Annotated in this window: 22 protein-coding genes; 21 read left to right on the plus strand and 1 reads right to left on the minus strand. The window is 36.8% G+C overall.

What is annotated here, in order from left to right; translation table 11 throughout:
* Positions 1–100: 100 nt before the first annotated feature.
* The 12 genes from rpsF to ACIQXJ_RS20615 all read left to right on the plus strand — a co-directional run bounded on the left by rpsF (position 101) and on the right by ACIQXJ_RS20615 (position 11,334).
* A complete protein-coding gene (gene rpsF / locus ACIQXJ_RS20560; RefSeq protein ID WP_024364644.1) occupies positions 101–391 on the plus strand; it encodes a 30S ribosomal protein S6 in 291 nt (96 codons plus the stop codon).
* A 36-nt stretch (positions 392–427) separates the two neighbouring features.
* Positions 428–1,000, plus strand: coding sequence for a single-stranded DNA-binding protein (gene ssb / locus ACIQXJ_RS20565; protein WP_403057120.1), 573 nt, complete (start codon positions 428–430; stop codon positions 998–1,000).
* A gap of 46 nt (positions 1,001–1,046) precedes the next feature.
* A complete protein-coding gene (rpsR, locus tag ACIQXJ_RS20570) occupies positions 1,047–1,283 on the plus strand; it encodes a 30S ribosomal protein S18 (RefSeq protein ID WP_024364646.1) in 237 nt (78 codons plus the stop codon).
* Positions 1,284–1,502: 219 nt separating this feature from the next.
* A complete protein-coding gene (locus ACIQXJ_RS20575; protein WP_403057123.1) occupies positions 1,503–1,889 on the plus strand; it encodes a hypothetical protein in 387 nt (128 codons plus the stop codon).
* Between the two features lie 87 nt (positions 1,890–1,976).
* Entirely contained in the window at positions 1,977–2,912 is a 936-nt protein-coding gene (locus ACIQXJ_RS20580) for a hypothetical protein (RefSeq protein WP_403057126.1), read from the plus strand.
* On the plus strand, positions 2,909–4,195 hold the full coding sequence (locus ACIQXJ_RS20585; RefSeq protein WP_403057129.1) for a hypothetical protein: 1,287 nt from the start codon (positions 2,909–2,911) through the stop codon (positions 4,193–4,195). The genes ACIQXJ_RS20580 and ACIQXJ_RS20585 overlap by 4 nt, the downstream gene beginning before the upstream one ends.
* A complete protein-coding gene (locus ACIQXJ_RS20590; RefSeq protein ID WP_403057131.1) occupies positions 4,188–4,880 on the plus strand; it encodes an ABC transporter ATP-binding protein in 693 nt (230 codons plus the stop codon). Before ACIQXJ_RS20585 ends, ACIQXJ_RS20590 begins: the two co-directional genes overlap by 8 nt.
* Positions 4,881–5,110: 230 nt before the next feature.
* Entirely contained in the window at positions 5,111–6,052 is a 942-nt protein-coding gene (locus tag ACIQXJ_RS20595) for a YybS family protein (protein WP_403057133.1), read from the plus strand.
* Positions 6,053–6,064: 12 nt separating this feature from the next.
* The gene (locus tag ACIQXJ_RS20600) at positions 6,065–8,038 is read left to right on the plus strand and encodes a DHH family phosphoesterase (protein ID WP_403057135.1); all 1,974 of its coding nucleotides are present in this window, start codon (positions 6,065–6,067) and stop codon (positions 8,036–8,038) included.
* On the plus strand, positions 8,035–8,481 hold the full coding sequence (gene rplI, locus ACIQXJ_RS20605) for a 50S ribosomal protein L9 (protein WP_173479149.1): 447 nt from the start codon (positions 8,035–8,037) through the stop codon (positions 8,479–8,481). Before ACIQXJ_RS20600 ends, rplI begins: the two co-directional genes overlap by 4 nt.
* Before the next feature lie 13 nt (positions 8,482–8,494).
* Entirely contained in the window at positions 8,495–9,856 is a 1,362-nt protein-coding gene (gene dnaB / locus ACIQXJ_RS20610; RefSeq protein WP_173479150.1) for a replicative DNA helicase, read from the plus strand.
* A 188-nt stretch (positions 9,857–10,044) separates the two neighbouring features.
* On the plus strand, positions 10,045–11,334 hold the full coding sequence (locus ACIQXJ_RS20615) for an adenylosuccinate synthase (protein WP_403057137.1): 1,290 nt from the start codon (positions 10,045–10,047) through the stop codon (positions 11,332–11,334).
* Positions 11,335–11,564: 230 nt separating this feature from the next.
* Here ACIQXJ_RS20615 and ACIQXJ_RS20620 read toward each other — a convergent pair whose 3' ends face one another.
* The gene (locus tag ACIQXJ_RS20620; RefSeq protein WP_483869674.1) at positions 11,565–12,482 is read right to left on the minus strand and encodes a YitT family protein; all 918 of its coding nucleotides are present in this window, start codon (positions 12,480–12,482) and stop codon (positions 11,565–11,567) included.
* 296 nt (positions 12,483–12,778) lie between these two features.
* On the opposite strand from ACIQXJ_RS20620, the gene ACIQXJ_RS20625 reads away from it, so the two are divergent.
* The 9 genes from ACIQXJ_RS20625 (at position 12,779) to rlmH (ending at position 22,692) form a co-directional block, all read left to right on the plus strand.
* A complete protein-coding gene (locus tag ACIQXJ_RS20625; protein WP_403057139.1) occupies positions 12,779–14,242 on the plus strand; it encodes a peptidoglycan DD-metalloendopeptidase family protein in 1,464 nt (487 codons plus the stop codon).
* Between the two features lie 387 nt (positions 14,243–14,629).
* Positions 14,630–15,343, plus strand: coding sequence for a response regulator YycF (gene yycF / locus ACIQXJ_RS20630; protein WP_403057141.1), 714 nt, complete (start codon positions 14,630–14,632; stop codon positions 15,341–15,343).
* A gap of 5 nt (positions 15,344–15,348) precedes the next feature.
* The gene (gene walK, locus ACIQXJ_RS20635) at positions 15,349–17,214 is read left to right on the plus strand and encodes a cell wall metabolism sensor histidine kinase WalK (RefSeq protein ID WP_403057143.1); all 1,866 of its coding nucleotides are present in this window, start codon (positions 15,349–15,351) and stop codon (positions 17,212–17,214) included.
* Complete coding sequence (locus ACIQXJ_RS20640) at positions 17,211–18,527, plus strand: YycH family regulatory protein (RefSeq protein ID WP_403057145.1); 1,317 nt, start codon at positions 17,211–17,213, stop codon at positions 18,525–18,527. The genes walK and ACIQXJ_RS20640 overlap by 4 nt, the downstream gene beginning before the upstream one ends.
* Entirely contained in the window at positions 18,514–19,335 is an 822-nt protein-coding gene (locus ACIQXJ_RS20645; RefSeq protein ID WP_403057147.1) for a two-component system regulatory protein YycI, read from the plus strand. The genes ACIQXJ_RS20640 and ACIQXJ_RS20645 overlap by 14 nt, the downstream gene beginning before the upstream one ends.
* A gap of 2 nt (positions 19,336–19,337) precedes the next feature.
* Complete coding sequence (locus ACIQXJ_RS20650; RefSeq protein ID WP_403057480.1) at positions 19,338–20,126, plus strand: MBL fold metallo-hydrolase; 789 nt, start codon at positions 19,338–19,340, stop codon at positions 20,124–20,126.
* A 248-nt stretch (positions 20,127–20,374) separates the two neighbouring features.
* The gene (locus tag ACIQXJ_RS20655; RefSeq protein ID WP_403057150.1) at positions 20,375–21,685 is read left to right on the plus strand and encodes a S1C family serine protease; all 1,311 of its coding nucleotides are present in this window, start codon (positions 20,375–20,377) and stop codon (positions 21,683–21,685) included.
* A 272-nt stretch (positions 21,686–21,957) separates the two neighbouring features.
* On the plus strand, positions 21,958–22,122 hold the full coding sequence (locus ACIQXJ_RS20660; protein WP_401012289.1) for a CxxH/CxxC protein: 165 nt from the start codon (positions 21,958–21,960) through the stop codon (positions 22,120–22,122).
* 90 nt (positions 22,123–22,212) lie between these two features.
* Entirely contained in the window at positions 22,213–22,692 is a 480-nt protein-coding gene (gene rlmH, locus ACIQXJ_RS20665) for a 23S rRNA (pseudouridine(1915)-N(3))-methyltransferase RlmH (protein WP_340821557.1), read from the plus strand.
* The last annotated feature ends 38 nt before the right edge of the window (positions 22,693–22,730 follow it).

The following is a 22,730-nucleotide window of genomic DNA, read 5'->3' on the forward strand; positions in this document are numbered from 1 at the left end:
ATGCCAATGTGTTACAATTCATTGATGTGAGTAATATTTATTGCTTACTCCTTGCTCCCTGTAAACAGGAGAGCCTGAGTCCATAAGGAGGTGTAAACAGATGAGAAAATACGAATTAATGTACATTGTACGTCCGAACATTGAAGACGAAGCGAAGAAAGCTTTAGTTGAACGTTTCAACGAAATCTTAACTTCTAACGGTGCTGAAGTCATCGAAGCAAAAGAGTGGGGCAAACGCCGCTTAGCTTACGAGATCCAAGACTTCCGCGAAGGTTACTACCAAATCGTAAAAGTAAACGCTCCTTCAGAAGCAATCAACGAATACACACGTCTTGCTAACATCAGCGAAGATATCATTCGTCACATTGCAGTACGTGAAGAAGCAAAATAATTTTAAACAAAATGCTGAAAAGGAGGTTGCATTCTGATGATAAATCGTGTCGTATTAGTTGGAAGACTAACAAAAGACCCTGAGCTGCGCTACACACCAAATGGTATTGCGTCTACTCGTTTTACAGTAGCTGTAAATCGTACATTCTCAAACCAACAAGGTGAAAAAGAAGCAGATTTCATTAGCTGCGTTGCTTGGCGTAAACAGGCTGAAAACTTAGCGAACTTCATGAAAAAAGGAAGTTTGATTGGAGTAGAAGGTCGTATCCAAACAGGTAGCTTTGAAGGACAAGATGGTAAGCGTGTATATACAACTGATGTTGTGGCAGATAGCGTACAGTTTTTAGAGCCTCGTAGTGGTGGAGGTGCTCCTGCATCAAACCAATACGGTGGACAATCTTACGCAAATAGCCAACCGTCATATGGCGGTGGTCAACCACAGCAACAGTATGGCGGCGCGATGCCTCAGCAAGGTTCATTTGGCGGCGGTGCTTCTTATCAGCAAAATCAACCACCAATGAATCAGCCGAACTATACACGAGTAGATGAAGATCCATTTGCTAACAGCAAGGGACCAATTGAAGTATCGGAAGACGATCTTCCATTCTAATCTTCAATCTACAAAAACTATAAACTTATAAGGAGGAGACATCACTATGGCACCACGTCGCGGAGGCCGCAAACGCCGTAAAGTTTGCTATTTTACATCTAATAACATTACGCATATCGACTATAAAGATGTGGATTTACTTAAAAAATTCATTTCTGAGCGCGGTAAAATCTTACCACGTCGCGTAACTGGCACTAGCGCTAAGTACCAACGTAAATTAACTTCAGCTATCAAAGTTTCTCGTATTATGGGATTACTTCCATTCGTATCTGAAGATAAATAAGATTGCTAAGCACAACAAGGTTTATACCTTGTTGTGCTTTTTTATTTTGTTTGAAAATAGAGGTTCAATTCGAGAAGCAGTGGCGGATTTACATAAATGCTTGAACAAAAATCTTAGTGTAAAACTATTAAATTTTGAATATTGACAAATAAATAAATAACGATTTATTATAATGTTTAAAATTATCAAATTTATTTTGTAAATCAAGGGGTGTTTAAATTGAAAACTACAAAATGGATGTTGGTAGGTGCACTTACATTAAGTTTAAGCGGCACAATCTTATCTTCAGCAAATGCAGTAACACTAGATGACCCAACGATTTATGGCGGTTGGAGTGAAGATACAGGCTACTTTACTGTACGACAAGATAGCGGGTTTTCTTCATTTGCTACTAGTAACCCTATACATAGGGCAACGAAAGAGTATACAAGAAGAGGTTCAGCTGTTTATGAGCGAGTCATTGCAGACACGACTGGCCAGGTGTATACCATTATTCTCGAGCTCGTTACGAATCTGCTATTTCAGGTCGTGCAGAAGCAGATAGTAAGCGTCAATGGGCTGTCGGTACAACACAAGCAATTAGCGGTTGGCACCCTGGGGATTTAGACTGGGTTGCGAAAACTTACTATGGAAAATAACATACATGAAGAGATAATCAATTGATTATCTCTTTCTTGCAATGAAGGAATAAACATGATGAAAAAATATATAGTATCCAGCAAATTTGTGTTACTAACTGCACTATTGTTTGCTAGTGCCGCTGCCCTGCTTTATATAATGGACTCTGTTAGCTATACCAATATGATTAACAATGGCTATATCGACAAAAACGCTGTTGAATTCATTATCAATACAGAAGAGTCTTCTCTAGACATCGACTTAGAAGAGCCCTATTTGTTAATGCAATATAAACTAGATAATCCACAATTAAAATATATCTATATTAACAAATCAGTAAAGTTGCCACCTATAAACTATAAAAAACAACCACTATCAACAGACTATATAATTACAGGTTCCGTTTTTCCAGAAGGTTCACTTTCAAAAAATTTGAAAAGCCTCATTATTGGCCAATTTGACACATCAGGCTCTTATTTGAATAGGGAGGCTTGGTATATATCAGAGTCTCAACAAATCAACTTACAAAATGGGACAAAGTTTATTCTCAATGTAGAAAGTGGAAATCCATATAAATTGATGCAAAAAATATTTCCTAATACGAGTTATAAGCTTCTTGAAACCGAGGATAGAGGTACTTCCATATTGAAGTCAAATATTTTTTTGAAAGGGTTCTTACTCATTTCTTTACTGTTTGTAATCATCACTCAAGCTGTTACAGTCCATTATTCAATTCAAAGGAAAAAATCAATTGTTCAAATATTGTATTTAGCAGGCGGGAAATTGCAAATCATATTTGTTAAAGTTTTTAAATCAGAATTCATTGCGCTATTCGTGATAATGTTATTGGAATCTTTAGTATTAATAGCCGTTAACCATTTCTATGCGATTTGGGGGAATCATTGGTACTACGTATCGGTTTTCTATATGTTCATAACATTTATAGGATATTTTTTCGCCTGTCTACTTGTAACAAAGTCCTTGATTAAAAAAGGAGTAAGATCGTTTTGAATACAACTAGACTTTTATTGAAAAATAAAAAATTGTTTACGTTGTTAACTGTGCTACTTTCATTTATATTTTCTCTCGTTTTATTTGTTCTATTAGTAAATATAAATATTTCCAAAATAGAAATACGTTCAGCAAGTAAATTTCATAACTACAACATCTATCAGATTTCGGATGATTTAATAGGTGAAAGAGAAATTGAATTTTTTAAAGATGTAAAAAACTATGATGTACTCAATGATTTTAATAATGGGGTATTTAAAAATAGTAAAGTTGTCTTTTATAATGCCGTATCGCAACAAATAGGCTTAAAAGAATATCCTCCTGATAAGAAGTTCTCCGCCTATTATGAATGGGGCTCTAACAATGATATATATGAGTACGAAGGTGAGTTTTATCAAACCACTAAATCGATGCAAGTGACTAAATCCGTATTTGATTATAATGTCGTTGAACTGATGGAAGGACAGCCATTTGAGGATTCCGCTTATGTCTACGTAGCAGGAAGAAAGGAAATACCTGTCATTCTCGGCTCTGAATATCGTCCATACTATAAGTTGCATGACCAATTAGAGATTCATTATTATTTTGAAAAATTTATTGGGCGAGTAGTAGGCTTTGTAAAGGAAAATTCATTTGTTTTCACTAATCTTGAACCGCAGCAAGTACTCAATCGTTATATTCTATTACCTTCCATGTCGCTTTCTGAACAGCCTTCTGAATTGTTACGAAAAACGGAGGTAGATGAAGTATTCTTTAGGGCACTTCTTTTAAGTAAAATGGGAGGTCATTTAATGACCAACTTAAACGCGCTTGAAGTAAGAAAGGAAATTGGAGAGATAGAAAAAGCGACGAATTTCACTGATTATCAAATTATTGGTGCGAATTCGCTATCAGTTGATCTCTTATATAAAATGATTGATGCCAATCAAACACATATTTTTACAATATCGGGTGTTGTATTTATTTTTATTTTGTGTGCCTTCTATTTGTTCGTTAAAAGCTTTATAAAAAGACAATTTGATACGTATTTAGTGTTCATTATGAGTGGGGTTGCAAATCATAAAATCAAAAAAAATATACAACTTGAATTTTCAATTCTCAATGGCATGAGTATAGGATTAGCATTGTTGTGCACCGTTCTATTCATGCAAGACATTTCGATTATATCCATTTTAATAATTGCCGGGTTCTTGGTTTGGTTGTTAATCAATGTCGTTGTTTATATGTTAGTGAATAACTTATTAGCAACAACGAATGTCATTGAAAAGTTAAAGGGTGATTAAAATTATAAACTTTATTTCATTAGTTAACATAGTAAAGGCATATAACAAAAAAACGATATTAAATAAAATTAATTTAGAAGTGGCCAACAATCAATTCATCTCTATTAAAGGACCAAGTGGTGTCGGTAAGAGTACGCTTCTAAATATATTGGCTGGACTTGAAAAAGCAGATAGTGGTCAGTATGTTATGGATAGTATAGAAATGCATGAGCAAAATCTTAACGAACTTTCGAATATAAGAGGCAGTCGAATCGGATACATTTCACAATACAATCCAATGATTCGTAACCTCACTGTTCGAGAAAATATAGTAGCACCGTTATTATTAGGTAAATATGATAAAAAGCAAACCAAGGCGTATAGTGATGAACTGAGTGCGTATTTAAAAATTAACCATTTACTTGATAAGAAAATCGACAAGTTATCTGGAGGAGAAAGACAACGGGTAGGGATCATTAGAGCATTAATTAAAAAGCCTAAATTGTTAATAGCAGATGAACCTACTGGATCATTGGATGACGACACGACGATGTTAGTGTTTAACCTTTTTAAAAGGCTATGCGAGAATGAAACGACTATCATTATGGCTACTCATAGTCACTTAAGTTCTCAATATGTTGATAAAGAATATAGAATGCATTCTGAAGGGATTTTTTTGAACTCCCAAACGATGCTAAATCATTAATCATTGAATTTTAGTATTTTGAGTTCGGTATTGCACCGGACTCTTCTTTATTTTGCTTTTATCCGTAACAGTAAAATGCCATGCGATTACCTTTTTTGATTACGAAACTTTACTTTTGACATCAATTTATCATAAAGCATACAGACGTTCTTAGCGTTTTTTGTTCAATAAGGTGAAAAAATGGTACAATAAAGTTTAGTAAGTTTGACTGACAAAAAGGAAGGTTTTCAATGCCGAATAATCAAACAAAGGCGCTTGTACAAGGCTCGATGATGGTTGCAATTTTTACAATCTTAATGATTGCTTCAGCGTATGTACCAATCATTTCTATGGTAGCCTTATTATTTACTCCATTACCGATTGCTTGGTATAGCGCAAGTTACAAGCGTTCCTCATCAATACTCGTTGCAGTTGTTGGCTGTATTTTAACAGTTTTAACGAGTGGACTATTTATGCTGCCATTTGCCTTTATTATGGCGTTGCTTGGAGTAGTCATAGGTAATGGAATTCAATTGAAGAAGAGCAAACTTTATTTATTCATGTCATCAGGTATCGCGGTACTTTTATCGTCAGCACTTGTGTATCTAGCCTATGTGCAATTAGCGGGAATTAACGTGATTGAAATGAGTTTGGATCTTGCTCGGGACAGTTATGAGCAATCCAACGAGCTTGCTAAAAGTGTAACTGGTCAAGTTGCAATACAACCTGAACAAATGGAGGTTATGCTTAAAACTATTGAGCTAACAATACCTTCGACGGTGACAATCTTAGCATTTTCAATAGCTTTTATTGTAATTACACTGAATTTACCAATTTTAAAACGATTAGGTTTAAAAGTTCCTAAATTCTCACCGTTTGAAAATATGCGACTTCCACGCTCTGTGTTATGGTACTACATGATTATATTGTGTATTAATCTATTTATACATCCAGAATCGGGCTCTATGCTAGATGTTATCGTATTAAATGTATCTTATATTTTGTGGCTTTTATTAATCCTTCAAGGGATATCATTTATACATTATTTCATTGCGACGAAAGGAATGCCGAGCGTTGTAAAATGGATTGCTACTGTTTTAGCCATTCCACTTGCATCATTCATTATTTTACTCGGTATTATCGATTTAGGTTTCGACGTGCGTTCACTTGTGAAAGGGAAGACTAAGGAATAAGGGGCTGATGTAATGGGGACTTTTAGAAGACGACCAATCCGCTATCCGCTTTTTGTTCTTTCCATTTTTGGCATTGTGACGTTTATGCTTCTATGTATATGGAATATTGGGATTGGTATTGGCTATGGAATAGGCTTCGCTATATTAATGGCCTATACATGGAAAATTGAAAAAGCTACTTTTGAAGAGACAGAAAAGCATATTGAATCCATTTCCTTCCGAATGAAAAAGGTTGGAGAAGAGGCATTACTAGAAATGCCCATTGGGATTTTGCTGGTGAATGAGGAATATGAAATAGAATGGTCCAATCCATATATGCAAAATGTGTTAGACAATGAGGCATTAGTGGGTGAGGGGATCGTTAATATATCCGACGATATCTATGTACTGATGAAGACCGAGGAGACAAAGGAAGCTACAATTACGCTTCGTGATCGGAAATATCGTGTCTTTTACAAAGAAGAAGAGCGTTTGCTATACTTCTTCGATATTACTGAACAAATCGCTATTGAAAAGCAATATTTTGCAGATCGCACAGTCATTGCTATTTTATTTGTTGATAACTATGATGAAATTACGCAAGCAATGGACGATCAACCACGTAGCTTAACAAATACGATGGTAACATCCATTGTCAACGACTGGGCAGCGGAGCATGGTATTTTTGTAAAAAGAATTTCATCGGACCGTTTTTTAGCGGTTTTAAATGAGTCAATTTTAACGGAACTAGAAAAGAAGAAATTTGCTATTTTAGATACAATCCGTGAAAAGACAGCACAAAAAAATCTTTCCTTAACGCTTAGTATTGGCGTTGGAGCAGGTTCTTCTTCATTAGTGGAGCTTGGTGAGTTAGCCCAATCAAGCTTGGACCTTGTATTAGGTCGAGGTGGGGATCAGGTAGCCATCAAGCAGCCTACTGGAAAGCTTAAATTTTACGGTGGTAAAACCAACCCTGTAGAAAAACGTACTCGTGTAAGAGCTCGTGTTATCTCACATGCGTTACGTGACTTAATACAAGACAGTGACCAGGTGTTTGTAATGGGACATAAAAACCCTGATATGGACTCTATAGGCGCATCTGTCGGGGTCCGCAAAATGGCACAAATGAATGATGTAAAGGGCTATGTTGTTATTAATTTCGATGAATTAAACGGAAGTGTAACACGTTTAATGCATGAAATTGAAAGTAAATCCGACTTCTATGAGCATTTCTTAACGCCAGAAGAAGTTGCAGCGAAAATGACTGAAAAGTCCTTACTCATTATTGTGGATACACATAAGCCCGATTTAGTAATCGATCCATACTTATTAAAGCTTGCCGAAAAGGTAGTAGTTATCGACCATCATCGTCGTAGCGAAGACTTTATTGAAAATCCAACACTCGTTTATATGGAGCCTTATGCTTCGTCCACAGCAGAGCTTGTAACTGAGTTGCTAGAGTATCAGCCAAAGCGAGCAAAAATTAATATGTTAGAGGCGACAGCATTATTAGCGGGGATAATTGTTGATACAAAAAGTTTTACACTTCGTACAGGTGCACGTACTTTTGAGGCAGCTTCATATTTACGAACAAATGGTGCCGATACAGTTTTAGTGCAAAGGCTATTAAAAGAAGACATCATTACGTACATCGAACGTTCAAAAATTGTGCAAACGGTAAAATTCGTAAAGCCGGGCATTGCTGTAGCTGTCGGTGAAGAGGCGAAAATTTATGATTCCGTATTAATCGCACAAACGGCTGATATTTTACTAACGATGAAAGACGTTAACGCATCGTTCGTCATTGCGCATCGTGCTGATGGCAAAATCGGTATTAGTGCAAGGTCGCTAGGAGAAGTAAACGTACAGCTCATCATGGAAAGGCTTGGAGGTGGCGGGCATTTAACAAATGCAGCTTGCCAAATAGATGCACTTTCTATTGATGAAGTAAAAAAACATTTAGAAGAGGCCATATATGAGGTACTCGAAGGGAGTTCTGAATTATGAAAGTAGTATTTTTAAAAGATGTTAAAGGTAAAGGAAAAAAAGGGGAAGTTAAAAATGTAGCAGATGGCTATGCACAAAACTTCCTAATTAAAAATGGTTATGCTGCAGAAGCGAATGCTCAAGCAATGAGCCAATTAGAAGGTCAAAAGAAATTAGAACAAAAAAATGCAGCAGCAGAATTAGCAGAAGCAAAAGCTTTAAAAGAAAAGCTAGAAGCATTAACCGTTGAACTAAAAGCAAAATCAGGTGATGGCGGTCGCCTATTTGGTTCAGTTTCTACAAAACAAATTGCTGAAGCACTTCAAAAAGTACATGGCATTAAAATAGATAAACGTAAAATGACTTTACCTGAAGGAATCCGTGCACTAGGCTTTACAAATGTACCTGTAAAACTACATCACGAAGTATCAGCAACATTAAAAGTACAAGTAACGGAAGAATAAGGGGCGACTATCCATGAACGAACCGATGATAGACCGCGTTCCACCGCATAACCGGGAAGCGGAGCAATCGGTTATCGGTGCGATTTTTCTAGAACCACAGGCACTAATCACGGCATCAGAAATATTACTAGCCGATGATTTTTACCAAAACGCACATAAGAAGATTTTTGAAACGATGCTGCGTTTAAGTGATCTAGGAAAAGCGATAGATGTTGTAACAGTTACTGAGGAATTATCAGCAAAAAAAGAGATTGAGGATGTTGGCGGGCTATCGTATTTACTAGAGCTCGCCAATGCTGTCCCTACGGCAGCAAACGTTGCTCACTATGCGAAAATCGTTGAGGAAAAAGCGCTCTTACGTCGTTTAATCCGTGTAGCTACAAAAATTGTAGAAGATGGCTACACACGTGAGGATGAGGTAGAGGCATTACTTGGCGAGGCAGAGAAGAAAATGATGGAGGTCGCCAACCGCAAAAATGCTGGCGACTTTAAACATGTAAAAGACGTTTTAGTAGAGACATTCGATAATATTGAACAGCTTCAATCACGTAAAGGTGATGTAACGGGTATTCCAACAGGATTCCGTGATTTAGACCATATTACAGCTGGCTTCCAACGCAATGACTTAATTATAGTCGCGGCACGACCTTCTGTAGGGAAAACAGCTTTTGCGCTAAATGTTGCACAGAGTGTTGCTGTACAAGCACGTGAAAATGTTGCCATCTTCTCATTAGAGATGGGTGCAGAGCAACTAATCATGCGTATGCTATGTGCGGAGGGAAATATTGATGCACAAGTTTTACGTACAGGTGCTTTAACAACCGAAGATTGGGGTAAACTAACGATGGCAATGGGAAGTTTATCGAATTCGGGTATTTTTATTGATGACACACCAGGTGTACGTATCAATGAAATTCGAGCAAAGTGTAGACGTTTAGCACAAGAGCATGGACTTGGAATGATTCTAATCGATTACTTACAGCTTATTCAAGGTAGTGGTAAGCCAGGTGAAAACCGTCAACAAGAAGTATCAGAAATCTCACGTTCGTTAAAACAATTAGCGCGTGAATTAAAGGTACCTGTTATTGCATTATCACAGCTTTCACGTGGCGTGGAACAACGTCAGGATAAGCGACCAATGATGAGTGACTTACGTGAATCAGGAAGTATTGAGCAGGATGCCGATATTGTTGCCTTCTTATATCGTGATGATTATTACGATAAAGAGTCCGAGAGTAAAAATATGATTGAAATTATAATTGCTAAACAACGTAACGGTCCAACTGGAACAGTTACACTTGCTTTTAAAAAGGAATTCAATAAATTTATAAACGTGGATTGGTCACAAATGCCACCACCACCTCCACGCGATTAGTAATATTTATCTAAAAAAGAGATAATATTCATACCATTCCGTCATTAAACACGAACGTTAAATCATAGTAATTGATTTTATGTTCGTGTTTTTAACTGTTTTTTGTTGACGAGTCGTTTCTATCATTGTTACAATAATTTACGGCTTGATTAATGAGATACAATACGTATCTAACGGAGGTGCTGATTATGACATCAGTTGTAGTTGTAGGAACACAGTGGGGAGACGAAGGAAAAGGTAAAATTACAGATTTTCTTTCACAAAAGGCAGATGCAATCGCTCGCTTTGCAGGTGGCGATAATGCAGGACATACCATTAAAATTGATGGTGAAACATATAAACTCCATTTAATCCCATCAGGTATTTTCTACAAAGAAAAAACTTCTGTAATGGGAAATGGGATGGTTATTAATCCGAAGTCGCTTGTAACAGAGCTAAAAGGACTTCAAGAGCGAGGCATTAATACGGATAATCTTCGCATTTCAAATCGTGCCCATGTCATTTTGCCATATCATATTAAACAAGATATCGCAGATGAAGAAAGCCGTGGCGAAAATAAAATCGGTACAACGTGTAAAGGAATCGGTCCTTGCTATCAAGATAAAGTTGCACGTATCGGTATCCGCATGGCTGATTTATTAGATAAAGAAGTATTTGAAGAAAAACTACGTCATAATTTAGCAATTAAAAATAAATTGTTTGAGAAGTTTTATGAAGTTGAAGGTGTAACATTCGAAGAAATTTTCGAAGAATTTTATGGTTATGGACAAGAAATCGCAAAATATGTTACCGATACTTCAAAAATTTTAAATGATGTGTTAGATGAGGGTGGCAAAGTATTATTTGAAGGCGCACAAGGTATTTTACTTGATGTCGATCAAGGGACTTATCCATTTGTTACTTCTTCAAACCCTGTTGCTGGTGGTGTAGCGATTGGTGCAGGTATTGGCCCATCTAAAGTATCAAGTGTTATTGGTGTATGTAAAGCCTATACTTCACGTGTAGGAGATGGCCCGTTCCCAACTGAATTATTTGATGATGTTGGTCAACAAATCCGTGAAGTTGGTCGCGAATACGGTACAACGACTGGACGCCCTCGTCGTGTAGGCTGGTTTGATACGGTTGTAGTTCGCCATTCACGTCGTGTAAGTGGTATTACACATCTATCACTTAATTCAATTGATGTTTTATCTGGCTTAGAGACAGTAAAAATCTGTACAGCTTATAAATACAAAGATGAAACAATTACGGAGTACCCAGCGAATCTTCATATAATTGAACAATGTGTACCTATCTATGAAGAGCTTCCAGGCTGGTCAGAAGATATTACAGGCTGCCGAACATTAGAAGAGCTACCAGAGAACGCACGCCGTTACGTTGAACGTGTAAGTGAATTAACTGGTATTCAAATTGCTACTTTCTCTGTCGGCCCTGGTCGTGAACAAACAAATGTGTTAGTAGATATTTGGGAAGTATAATAAATATCAAAGACTATGGCCGTTGATTTCCGTTACGTGCGGCGCTTTCCGCGGGCACATCGTAAGCCACAACCCTCGCTAGCGCGCGGTTTGTTGCGTCTTACGTCCTGTGCGTTCCCGCAGGAGTCGCCGCCCTCCACTCCAATCAACAAGCATTGTGTCATCGCATTGTTTCAAAAACGTAAAGTAAAAATAAAGAAAGCGCGTGCCACAAATGGTACGCGCTCTTTTTAGTGAATGTCCTTCTTCTTGAAGCGGCCACCTTTTACTTCTGCAATATTCCCTATTGCAAGGAATGCATGGTCGTCAATTTCAGCGACAATCGATTTTAATTTTGATTCTTCTAATCGCGTAATGACTGTAAAAATAACTTTTTTGTCGTTCCCAGTATAGGCGCCTTCACCATGTAGAAAAGTAACCCCACGACCAAGTCGATCCATAATTGTTTGCCCAATTTCATCAATTTCATCACTAATAATATAAACAGATTTTGATTCTTCCATCCCTTGTATCACAATATCGATCATTTTATAGGCTATATAATAAGCCATGATGGAGTACATTGCCTGCTCCCACGTAAAAACAAAACCTGCAATTGTAAAAATAAGAAGATTAAAAAACATAATAATTTCTCCGACCGAGAAGGGGGATTTTCGGTTAAATAAAATGGCTAAAATTTCAGTACCATCTAAAGAACCACCATAACGTATAACGATACCAACACCAATGCCCAAAATAATACCACCGAATACTGTGGCGAGTAATGTGTCTGTTGTAAATGGTTGAAGATTATGTAAGAAGATTGTTGTTACAGAGAGCACTGTAATGCCGAGCCCTGTAGAAAGTGCAAATGTTTTACCGATCTGTTTATATCCTAAAAAGATAAAAGGTAAGTTTAAAACGAAGATGAATATGCCTAGGGGTAAGCTTAATAAATGCGAGGCGATAATGGAAACACCAACGATGCCACCGTCCATAATATGGTTGGGTACTAAAAATAGCTCAAGTCCTACTGCCATAATGATAGCACCTATTGCAACCATAATAGTTCTGGTGGTAATTTTCCGCACTGTATTCTTTTTTTGTTGTTTTGCTTTTGCTACCTTCAATGAGGTCTGTGAATCACTCAATTCAATCGCTCCAATCAATTAGTCTCTTACTCTATTTTATCGAAATATTTAAAAACTAAAAAGTAATAAGTTCAAATTCTGTTTTGAAATAAAATAAAAAGGATAATATTTATTAATTTTGAAAAAAATAGGAGCAAAATGAGTGCTGTAAATTATAGGGATTATGTAACAATTAGTAGAGAAATAATACATTTTCATTACAAAAAGGATAAATTATTCAAACAACATTTTCTTTATGGTACATTATAGTGGTGCAAAATTCTTTGTGGGTAATTAAACCTATGTTAGGTTAAAGTTGGAAGGGGCTTTATTGAATGAGTTCGTCTTGGAATAAAAAAGAAGGAAGCAATCGATTCACCTACAATTTTTCTTCTTTTAAAAAAGTATCAATTATTGCAGTTTTAATGGCAAGTTTCGCAATAAACGTGGGCTTTACAAAAGAAAATAATCATAAAGAAGCATTAAATAAAATCTATCATGTATATGTAGATAATGAATATATGGGTGCTGTATCTGATGACAAAGCTGTTCATGAAATTATTGCTTCAAAAGAACAACAAGCAAGTAATCAGTACAAAGACTTATTAATTGATGCTAACTCAGCAGTGAAAATAATACCAGAGCAAGTGTTTAGTAATGAAACCAAGGATGCAGAAACTTTAGCGAAGCTTGAGCAATCATTAGTAGCTCAATCGCCTGCCTTTGCATTATTAGTAGATAATAAGCCAATCGCCTATTTAAAAGATGCGGATGCCTACGAAGAAACAATTCGTATGTTAAAGCTTCAATATGTTTCACAACAAGAGTTAGACTCGCTTGCTAACCAGCAATCTATAAATAATTTACCAGCTTTACAGTCTGGTGAATCACGCCTTTTAAATATAACGTTTAAACAAGGTATTTCTGGTGTAACACAAAAGGTAGCTCCAAATGTCGTTGTATCACCTGAAGAGGCAGTCAAGTATTTAATGACAGGCTCCCTTAAGCAAGAGGAATATAAAATTCAATCAGGTGATGTATTAGGAGCAGTCGCTAAAAAACATGACTTAACAACGGCTGAATTAATGGCATTAAATCCTGGTCTAACAGTTGATACAGTGTTACAAATTGGACAAGCATTAAATGTTACAGTTGCAAAACCATTTGTAGCGATAGAAGTTAAACAAGAAAAGAAAATTACAGATACAATTCCATTTAAAAAAATAACTGAAGAAGACCCTACGATGTATAAAGGTGAAACAGTTGTAAAACAGCAGGGTGTTAATGGTAAAAAAGAAACCTCTTACTTAATCACTGCTGAAAATGGAACAAGAACATCAAAAGTAGCTTTAGAAGAAAAAGTACTACAACAACCAGTAGATCAAATTGAAGTTGTAGGAACAAAAGTTATCTCGTCTCGTGGGACGGGAGAGTTTTCTTGGCCAACAGTAGGAGGCTATATTTCAAGTGGAATGGGGCAACGTTGGGGTGCCAACCATCGTGGGATTGATATTGCTCGTCCTAGTAACTACAATATACTAGCTTCAGATAATGGTGTAGTTGTAGCGGCTGGTGTTTCTGGCAGCTATGGTAATCGCATTGTTATTAATCATAAAAATGGCTATACGACGCTTTATGGACATTTATCTTCTATAAAAGTTAGCGTTGGACAAGTAGTTGAAAAAGGTTCTGTTATTGGGATTATGGGCTCTACAGGGAATTCAACAGGTACACATTTACACTTTGAAGTTGAGAAAAATGGAGAGCTTGTCAATCCATTATCATATGTAGGTCAGTAATTAAATTGCTTCAGCAAACATCCTTCACTTCTATAAGTGGGGGATGCCAGAGATGCATTGAATTCAGTGGGGGTTAAACCCCAAGCTGTATCAAGTTAAAGGCCCTAGCGGATGTCACAGATTTTTAGAGGAGCTTTTTAAATAGCTCAAATCTGAATACAAATACGCTGAGGCGTAATTGATCTTTTGTAAATGGCAGTCCAAATAGTGGGCTGCCTTTTTGTATAGTAAGCATAATAGTTAAGTTATTTCCCGAGAAATAATTGTCAAAATAGGGAAACTGGACATGAATAATGCATGGAAGCTAAAAGCATGTTAGAGTTAAGAGTAGTAACTTTACAAATACACATTGTTTAGAATAGATGAATAGCGAAAGGGAGAGAATGTATGAGCAAAACAATTTTAGTTGTTGACGATGAGAAACCAATCGCAGATATTTTACAGTTTAATTTAATTAAAGAAGGCTACAAAGTAATTTGTGCTTATGATGGAGATGAAGCATTAGAAAAAGTTGAGGAAGAGCAACCAGATTTAATGCTTTTAGATATAATGCTACCAAAAAGAGATGGTATGGAAGTTTGTAGAGAAATCCGAAAAAAATATGATTTCCCTATTATTATGCTAACAGCTAAAGGTTCAGAGATTGATAAGGTGTTAGGCTTAGAAATGGGCGCGGATGATTATGTAACGAAGCCATTTAGTACTCGTGAACTTATTGCACGTGTAAAGGCTAATATGCGCCGCCTTCAAGTAGTGGCTCCTGCAGCTGAGGAAGAAGAAGCAGCATCAAATGAAATTGTAGTAGGATCTCTTGTTATTCAGCCTGACGCTTATCAAGTGATGAAGCGTGATGAAGCAATTGAGCTAACACATCGAGAGTTTGAATTGCTACATTATTTAGGTAAACATATTGGTCAAGTGATGACTCGTGAGCATCTTTTACAAACAGTATGGGGCTACGATTATTTTGGTGACGTACGTACAGTCGATGTAACGATTCGTCGACTTCGTGAAAAAATAGAGGATAATCCAAGTCATCCGGCATGGATTGTCACTCGCCGTGGTGTAGGGTATTATTTACGAAATCCTGAACAGGAGTAAAGGAAATGCAAAAAGTAAGCTTCTTTAAATCAATTCATGTCAAGCTTGTATTAATTTATATTTTGTTGATCATGTTAGCATTACAAATTATAGGTATCTATTTCGCAAAGGAATTAGAGCGGAATTTGAAAAGTAATTTTCAAGAATCTATTTTTCAGCGTGTAGATTTGATGCAATATAGCATTCGTGAAGAAATTTTGAAAGAACGCGATGAAAGTATGCCTTCAATTGAGGAAAGTCTAAAATCCATCGTAAAGGAATTTTCAACAGGATTGAAGGATGTATCGACAGGTGATATTTTAGAAATTCGCGTAATTGATAGTAGACAGCGTATACTTGCAACTTCAGAAGTAGATAATCAAAGTTTAATCGGACAGCGTTCGAATACAGACCTTGTCCGGCGAGCAATATCGGCAGAAACATTATTTGATATTATAAAACTTGATAATAAAACAAGAAACCGAGTATGGGTGTTAGCAACACCAATCCGTGATGGAGCAGGCCCTGATGATGAAATTATTGGGGTGCTTTATATTGAAGCAAATATCGAGTCTGTTTTTGAACAGATGAGTGATATTAACCGTATTTTCCTAGGTGGTACAGCCGTATCGTTAGTAGTTACTATTTTCTTAGGAATATTAGTGGCACGTACAATTACGCAACCTATTGCTGATATGCGTAAACAAGCGCAAGCAATGGCGAAAGGCAACTTTTCTCGCAAAGTACGGGTTTATGGAACAGATGAGATTGGGCAGCTTGCCACTACCTTTAACCATCTGACCAATCGTTTGCAAGAGTCTCAATCAACGACAGAGGCGGAACGGCGAAAACTCGATTCTGTTCTTAGTAATATGACCGATGGCGTTATTGCAACAGATCGCAAAGGACGTATTATCCTTATTAATGATCCAGCATTAGAGTTATTGCATATTTCAAGAGATATTACGTTAGGACGTCCAATCGCATCCGTTTTAGGAATTGATCAGGAATATAGCTTTGAGGATTTAATCCATATGAATGATGCAATCAACTTGGATTTTAGTACGTCAGAGGCTCCCTATATTTTACGTGCCAATTTTTCGGTTATTCAAAAAGAAACAGGTTTTATTAATGGTTTAATTACGGTCCTTCATGATATTACAGAGCAGGAAAAGATTGAAATGGAGCGTAGAGAATTTGTATCGAATGTATCACATGAGCTTCGAACACCATTAACAACGATGCGTAGTTATTTGGAGGCATTAATGGATGGTGCATGGAAGGATGACAATATTGCACCAACATTTTTAAACGTGACTCAAACGGAGACGGAGCGTATGATTCGTTTAGTGAATGACCTACTTCAATTATCACGAATGGATAGTAGTAATTATAAATTGAATAAGGATATTGTATTATTTAATTCATTCTTTAATCGAATTATCGATCGCTTTGAAATGTCTAAATCAGAAAATGTAACATTTGAACGATTACTTCCGGAGACATCGTATTACGTTGAAATTGATACGGATAAGGTGACGCAAGTCATTGATAATGTTATTTCGAATGCCATTAAATATTCTCCTGATGGCGGTTATGTCCGCTTTGGTTTTACTGTACAAGGAAATATGCTCAAGGTAATGATTTCAGATGATGGCATGGGTATTCCAAAAGAAAATGTAGGTCGTATTTTTGATCGTTTTTATAGAGTCGATCGCGCGCGAGCACGCTCTATGGGGGGTACAGGCCTTGGATTAGCCATTGCACGGGAAATGATTGAAGCGCATGGTGGGAAGATTTGGGCTGAGAGTGAAGAGGGATATGGTACAACAGTCTTCTTTACACTACCATTTGAATTAGATGATTTTGACGAGGCAGGTGAGTGGGGATGAAATATATAGAACCGGTAAAATCCATTGTTTTATTTCTACTCGTCATGCTAAGTGTTGTGCTAACCTTCATTATTTGGACCTATACCCCTGATTACAAAGTAATTGAGCAAACAGAGGGCAAGGAAATTTTAATTGGCACACAAAAGAAAGTGGAAGACGTCATAAAGCCATATAAAGCAATTTATAGCAGTGACGATGAATTAACAGGTACAGTATCGAATGGCACAATGAAAGATATTATGAATATCTTTGATGGCTGGAACATTCTTGACCTAGTTCGAGTGAATAATAATATTTCACCAACATACATCAATGAGATGATAAGTGCTAATAATCGTATGACTGTATTTTTCGCTGGAGAAATACCTTTTTCAGAGCTAAGTACGATTTTCAACTTTGACGAAAAAGAGTTACCAGAGACAACTTTTAATCGTATTATTATAGATTGGACCAATTACTCAAATAAAGAAGTACAGATGTATTTTGTTAGTAGCTCTAATAAATCACTGTTACGCTCACATGTAAGTATTACAAATGCCAATGAATTTGCTAAAGATATTATTGAACCGGCAAAACTGCAAAGTGCGTATAAAGAGGTAGAGCGTGATGGCTATACTTCCCTTTACGTTCCTAGCGATAAAATAGAGTCTGTAAAATATACGTATTATATGAATGAACTATCACCAGCACTATTTAAAAATGTATTATTCTCAGAGCCAAATGTGGTACAACGCAATGTTGAAAGTGCGACATTTGAAAAATATACAGATGGATTATCCCTTATGACTGTCGATACAAGGTTTAAATCATTAACATATGTATATCCAGCTGCAGAAAGCAATGTTCGAGTAGAGCCATCGAAGCTCTTTAAGGATAGCTTTGAATTTATTAATGAACATGGGGGCTTCACAGCGGATTACCGATTTGTATCAAGCAACCCGAGTAAAAATCAAATAGATTATCAGCTTTATTTACAAGGGTTCCCTGTTTATAGTGATCAAGCAACAACTCGTATTTCAACGGTATGGGGAGATAACCGCATTTTCCGTTATAAACGGCCTTACTTTTCTTTAGACATATCGGAAAAAGAGATTAAAGAACTGCCATCTGGAGCCGAAATAGTTGAAAAAATTCATAAGCTTAATAATATTGTATTATCAGACGTCGATGAAATTGCCGTTGGATATTATTTAACGCAAGATGAAAATCTAAAATTATTTACGTTAGAGCCGAGCTGGTTTATCATTCGTAATGGTTCATGGGTTTTACTGACACCTGAAATGCTTGGGGGTGTAAAAAATGGATTGGAATAGAACAAAATCCATTTTTATCGTCGTCTTTTTAATTTTAAATATTTTCTTATACTCATTGTATGTGAATCGTTACAATGAGGCACAAAGTGTTGAGGTTCCAGGGGAGAAAACGACAGATGCTCGTTTGAAAGAGGACAATATTACGTATGGTGTTCTGCCGAGTGGCGTCGAATCAGCTACGTATATTTCAGGTAAAGTCCACACTTTTACGGCTGCTGATTTTACCGATCCAAATCATCAAGCAAATATTACCGATCCAAAAGAGGCTCGGGTAATTTTAGTAAGTCCTGTAAAATTGAGAAATGTGAATGATGATGCAAGCTTCACAGAGTTTGTGCAGGCAAATATTAAAGAAGGTGGTTCCTACGGATTATGGAAGGTCAACCGTGATGAACGTGTAGCCATCTTCTTTCAAAAAACAAATAATCGAATGCTCTATTACAATAAGAGTGGTCTGTTAAAAATACAGTGGAATGCGGAAAATGAAGTAACCATGTATGAGCAAACGATGCTTGATAATATTGAGGAAGTGGAGCAACAAGAAAGTGTGCTTCCGCCGATTCAGGTTATTCAGGCATTATATGCAAAAGGGCTTTTAAAGCCAGATTCACGTATTGAGCATATGCAGCTGGGCTATTCAACACTTGTCTATTTAACGCAAACACAAGTATTATTGCCAACATGGGAAGTGCGAGTAAAATTATCTGACGGTGAAATTGAAGAGTATTTTGTCGATGCTGTGGAAGGTAAGATTATTGAAATAAAAGAGGAAAAGCAAGAGGTTGAAGAAGAAGACTGGGGAGTTTAATGATGCGATTTAGTGTTTTAGCAAGTGGCAGTACAGGCAATTCAATTTATGTAGAGAACGATAATCATGCATTTATTGTCGATGCTGGCTTTAGTGGAAAAAAGATGGAGCAGCTCTTTGCAAAAATCGACCGCAATATGAAACAGCTCAGTGGCATTTTAGTTACTCACGAACATAGTGATCATATTAAAGGAATAGGCGTATTGGCGCGTAAATATAATGTACCGATATATGCGAATGCAAAAACGTGGCAGGCAATGGACGGACTCGTAGGAGATATTCCTGTAGAGCAACGTTTTGAGTTTGAAATGGAGACGGTGAAGCATTTTGGCACACTATCAATTGAATCCTTTGCCGTTTCCCACGATGCAGCAGATCCGATGTTTTATACATTTCATGAAAATGATCGTAAACTTGTGATTATTACCGATACAGGCTATGTTAGCGACCGTATGAAGGGTATTATTCGCGGCGCAGATTCCTTTGTGTTCGAAAGTAATCATGATGTCAATATGCTACAAATGGGACGTTATCCTTGGTCCATAAAGCGCCGTATTTTGAGTGATGTAGGACATGTATCAAATGAAGATGCAGCTATTGCGATGAGCGAGGTTGTGTTTGAAAAGCCAACGAATATTTACTTATCGCATTTAAGTAAAGATAATAATATGAAAGAGCTTGCGCGCATGAGCGTTTCACAAACGTTGCAATCTTGTGGGATTATTGTAGGTGAGTATGTCCATTTACTAGATACTGATGCTGAGGAGCCGACAAAGCTAGTAACGGTTTAAAAATGGGACAAGAATGATCATCGAATTGGCATAAAGGCTATAAAAGGTTTTCTTGCTTGTTTTGCAGAATAATTACTAGAGTAAATATAGTTAAAAAGATAAGCTGTTCAATTGCATTTTATTATTAATGCATTGAACAGCTATTTTTTATACCCATTTTATTTATTTTTCATGTAATTTTAATGTTTGAATCGTATGATAAAGGCAAGAATTAATAGATAGAGCAGTCGCACGAAAGGATGAGGAACATGAGTTATTTTAATGAAGATGATAAAAACAGTGATTTTCTAAATAATGATGAAATCCAGAAATCACCTCTACAAGAGAGACTTGAACGTGAGGAAAAAGAAATGCAAGAGAAGCGTTCGAAAAGGAATGGTGGAGGCAACGGAAGTGGCGGTGGTAAAGGTGGCTATTTCTTTAGTGGTCTAGTTGGTGTAATCATCGGTGCTTTACTCGTTTGGCTAATGCTTCCTGGACTTGTCGATCAAATGCCGGGGACAACTGCAAGTAGTACTGGTAAAAATGATACAACCATCAATCAAGTAGCTACAGAAGTAACGACCGATGTCACAAGTGCAGTTGATAAAGCATCAGGTGCTGTTGTAGGGATTACCAATATTCAAGAAGTGGCAAGCGGCGGTTTTTGGGATCAGCAAACGACACAAGATACAGAAACAGGAAGCGGCTCAGGTGTTATTTATAAGGTAGAGGGCGATAAAGCCTTTATCGTAACAAATAACCACGTAATTGAAGGAGCAAAACAATTAGAAGTAACAATGCAAGATGGTTCAAAAGAAGAGGCTCAGTTAGTCGGTAGCGATGTTTGGACAGACTTAGCAGTCATTTCAATCAGTTCGAAAAATGTTAAAACAGTTGCGACATTTGGTAACTCTGATGTACTAAAACAAGGTGAAACAGTTATTGCTATCGGGAATCCACTAGGATTAGAATTTTATGGCTCTGTTACAACAGGTGTTGTGTCAGGTAAAGATCGTTCTGTCCCAGTTGATTTAAATGGCGACAAGGTAGCAGATTGGCAACAAGAAGTTTTACAAACAGATGCAGCTATTAACCCTGGTAATAGTGGTGGTGCACTAGTTAACCTAGCTGGTGAATTAGTAGGCATTAACTCCATGAAAATTGCTGAATCATCTGTTGAAGGTTTAGGCTTCTCAATTCCAATTAACTCAGCAATTCCAATTATTGAGGAACTAGAACGCAACGGAGAAATGAAACGTCCAACAATGGGTATTTCACTAGTTGATTTAACAGACGTACCAGCATTCTATCAACAACAAACATTAAAACTGCCTAAAGACATTACAACAGGCGTAGTCATTACAGATGTTATTGGCAACTCACCAGCTTCAAAAGCAGGCGTGCAGCAATATGATGTTATTGTTGAAATGGATGGAGAAAAAATCGAAACATCAATTGATTTACGTAAACACTTGTATAACGACAAAAAAATTGGTGATAATTTAACAATGAAAGTTTATCGTCAAGGTAAATTAGTTGAAGTAACATTAACATTAACAAATAGCGATTCATTGTAAGGACAGTATCGGTGGTAGATGTATAATCTACCACCGATTTTTTTAAATTAAAAAAGTAAGAAATGCTTCTAATGATAAGTTTTGTTTAGGGAATAGACTCAATAGAGGTGTGGATAAGTAGATATTTGTGAATAACAACTTTACACAGCGAGTAGCGGAGCAAAGCCTTCCTTCCCTACTCGCTATTCCTTTGTTACAATAGATTGTGGATAACATAGACCGAATTGTGAATAAGTTTGTGGAAATTTCGGAAAATAAGGAGAGACTATTAAATGGAAAAATACAGTTGTGAAAAGCATATAGATCACGCTTTAGACATGTTTGTCGCGGAGCAAAAAGTATTCCCAATTATGGATAAAGTAGAAGAGGAAAAAAAGTTATCCACAAAATGTAGTTACTGTGAACAGCCAGCAGAATATATTGTATCAAGTAAATAACTTTACACAATATATAGAAAGTGCCTGTGGATATGTTGATAACTTTTGTGGATAATTTGTTTGTAAATGAAATGTAAAGGTGGATAACGTGTGAATATAACAATTGTATCAGTCGGAAAACTAAAAGAAAAGTACTTAAAAATGGGGATCGACGAATACGTAAAACGCCTAGGTGGTTACGCAAAAATGGACGTAATTGAAGTACCTGATGAAAAAGCACCTGAGCAGCTAAGTGATGCAGAAATGGAAATCGTGAAGAAAAAAGAAGGCGAACGCATCCTTTCCAAACTTAGCCCAGACACATACGTTATCGCCCTTGCCATAAACGGCAAAATGAAATCTTCTGAAGAAATGGCAGCCGATATCGAGTCACTAATGACCTATGGAAAAAGTAAAATTGCCTTTGTTATAGGCGGTTCCCTCGGCCTGCACGAAGATGTCCTCAAACGTGCTGACGAAAAACAATCATTTGGCAAGATGACATTACCCCACCAGTTAATGAAGCTTGTATTGATTGAACAAATTTACCGAAGCTTTAGGATTATGAAGGGTGAACCGTATCATAAGTAAGTGCGGTTAATGTGGGGTTCTTTAATTTAATGGATAAT

The sequence above is a fragment of the Lysinibacillus sp. NPDC097868 genome (assembly GCF_044761135.1).
In the GTDB taxonomy this organism is placed as follows: domain Bacteria; phylum Bacillota; class Bacilli; order Bacillales_A; family Planococcaceae; genus Lysinibacillus.

What these genes read in the sequence shown, in the direction of transcription:
- rpsF (WP_024364644.1), top strand. Translation starts at nt 101, where the DNA reads ATGAGAAAATACGAATTAATGTACATTGTACGTCCGAACATTGAAGAC.
- ssb (WP_403057120.1), top strand. Translation starts at nt 428, where the DNA reads ATGATAAATCGTGTCGTATTAGTTGGAAGACTAACAAAAGACCCTGAG.
- rpsR (WP_024364646.1), top strand. Translation starts at nt 1,047, where the DNA reads ATGGCACCACGTCGCGGAGGCCGCAAACGCCGTAAAGTTTGCTATTTT.
- ACIQXJ_RS20580 (WP_403057126.1), top strand. Translation starts at nt 1,977, where the DNA reads ATGATGAAAAAATATATAGTATCCAGCAAATTTGTGTTACTAACTGCA.
- ACIQXJ_RS20595 (WP_403057133.1), top strand. Translation starts at nt 5,111, where the DNA reads ATGCCGAATAATCAAACAAAGGCGCTTGTACAAGGCTCGATGATGGTT.
- ACIQXJ_RS20600 (WP_403057135.1), top strand. Translation starts at nt 6,065, where the DNA reads ATGGGGACTTTTAGAAGACGACCAATCCGCTATCCGCTTTTTGTTCTT.
- rplI (WP_173479149.1), top strand. Translation starts at nt 8,035, where the DNA reads ATGAAAGTAGTATTTTTAAAAGATGTTAAAGGTAAAGGAAAAAAAGGG.
- dnaB (WP_173479150.1), top strand. Translation starts at nt 8,495, where the DNA reads ATGAACGAACCGATGATAGACCGCGTTCCACCGCATAACCGGGAAGCG.
- ACIQXJ_RS20615 (WP_403057137.1), top strand. Translation starts at nt 10,045, where the DNA reads ATGACATCAGTTGTAGTTGTAGGAACACAGTGGGGAGACGAAGGAAAA.
- ACIQXJ_RS20625 (WP_403057139.1), top strand. Translation starts at nt 12,779, where the DNA reads ATGAGTTCGTCTTGGAATAAAAAAGAAGGAAGCAATCGATTCACCTAC.
- yycF (WP_403057141.1), top strand. Translation starts at nt 14,630, where the DNA reads ATGAGCAAAACAATTTTAGTTGTTGACGATGAGAAACCAATCGCAGAT.
- walK (WP_403057143.1), top strand. Translation starts at nt 15,349, where the DNA reads ATGCAAAAAGTAAGCTTCTTTAAATCAATTCATGTCAAGCTTGTATTA.
- ACIQXJ_RS20640 (WP_403057145.1), top strand. Translation starts at nt 17,211, where the DNA reads ATGAAATATATAGAACCGGTAAAATCCATTGTTTTATTTCTACTCGTC.
- ACIQXJ_RS20645 (WP_403057147.1), top strand. Translation starts at nt 18,514, where the DNA reads ATGGATTGGAATAGAACAAAATCCATTTTTATCGTCGTCTTTTTAATT.
- ACIQXJ_RS20650 (WP_403057480.1), top strand. Translation starts at nt 19,338, where the DNA reads ATGCGATTTAGTGTTTTAGCAAGTGGCAGTACAGGCAATTCAATTTAT.
- ACIQXJ_RS20655 (WP_403057150.1), top strand. Translation starts at nt 20,375, where the DNA reads ATGAGTTATTTTAATGAAGATGATAAAAACAGTGATTTTCTAAATAAT.
- ACIQXJ_RS20660 (WP_401012289.1), top strand. Translation starts at nt 21,958, where the DNA reads ATGGAAAAATACAGTTGTGAAAAGCATATAGATCACGCTTTAGACATG.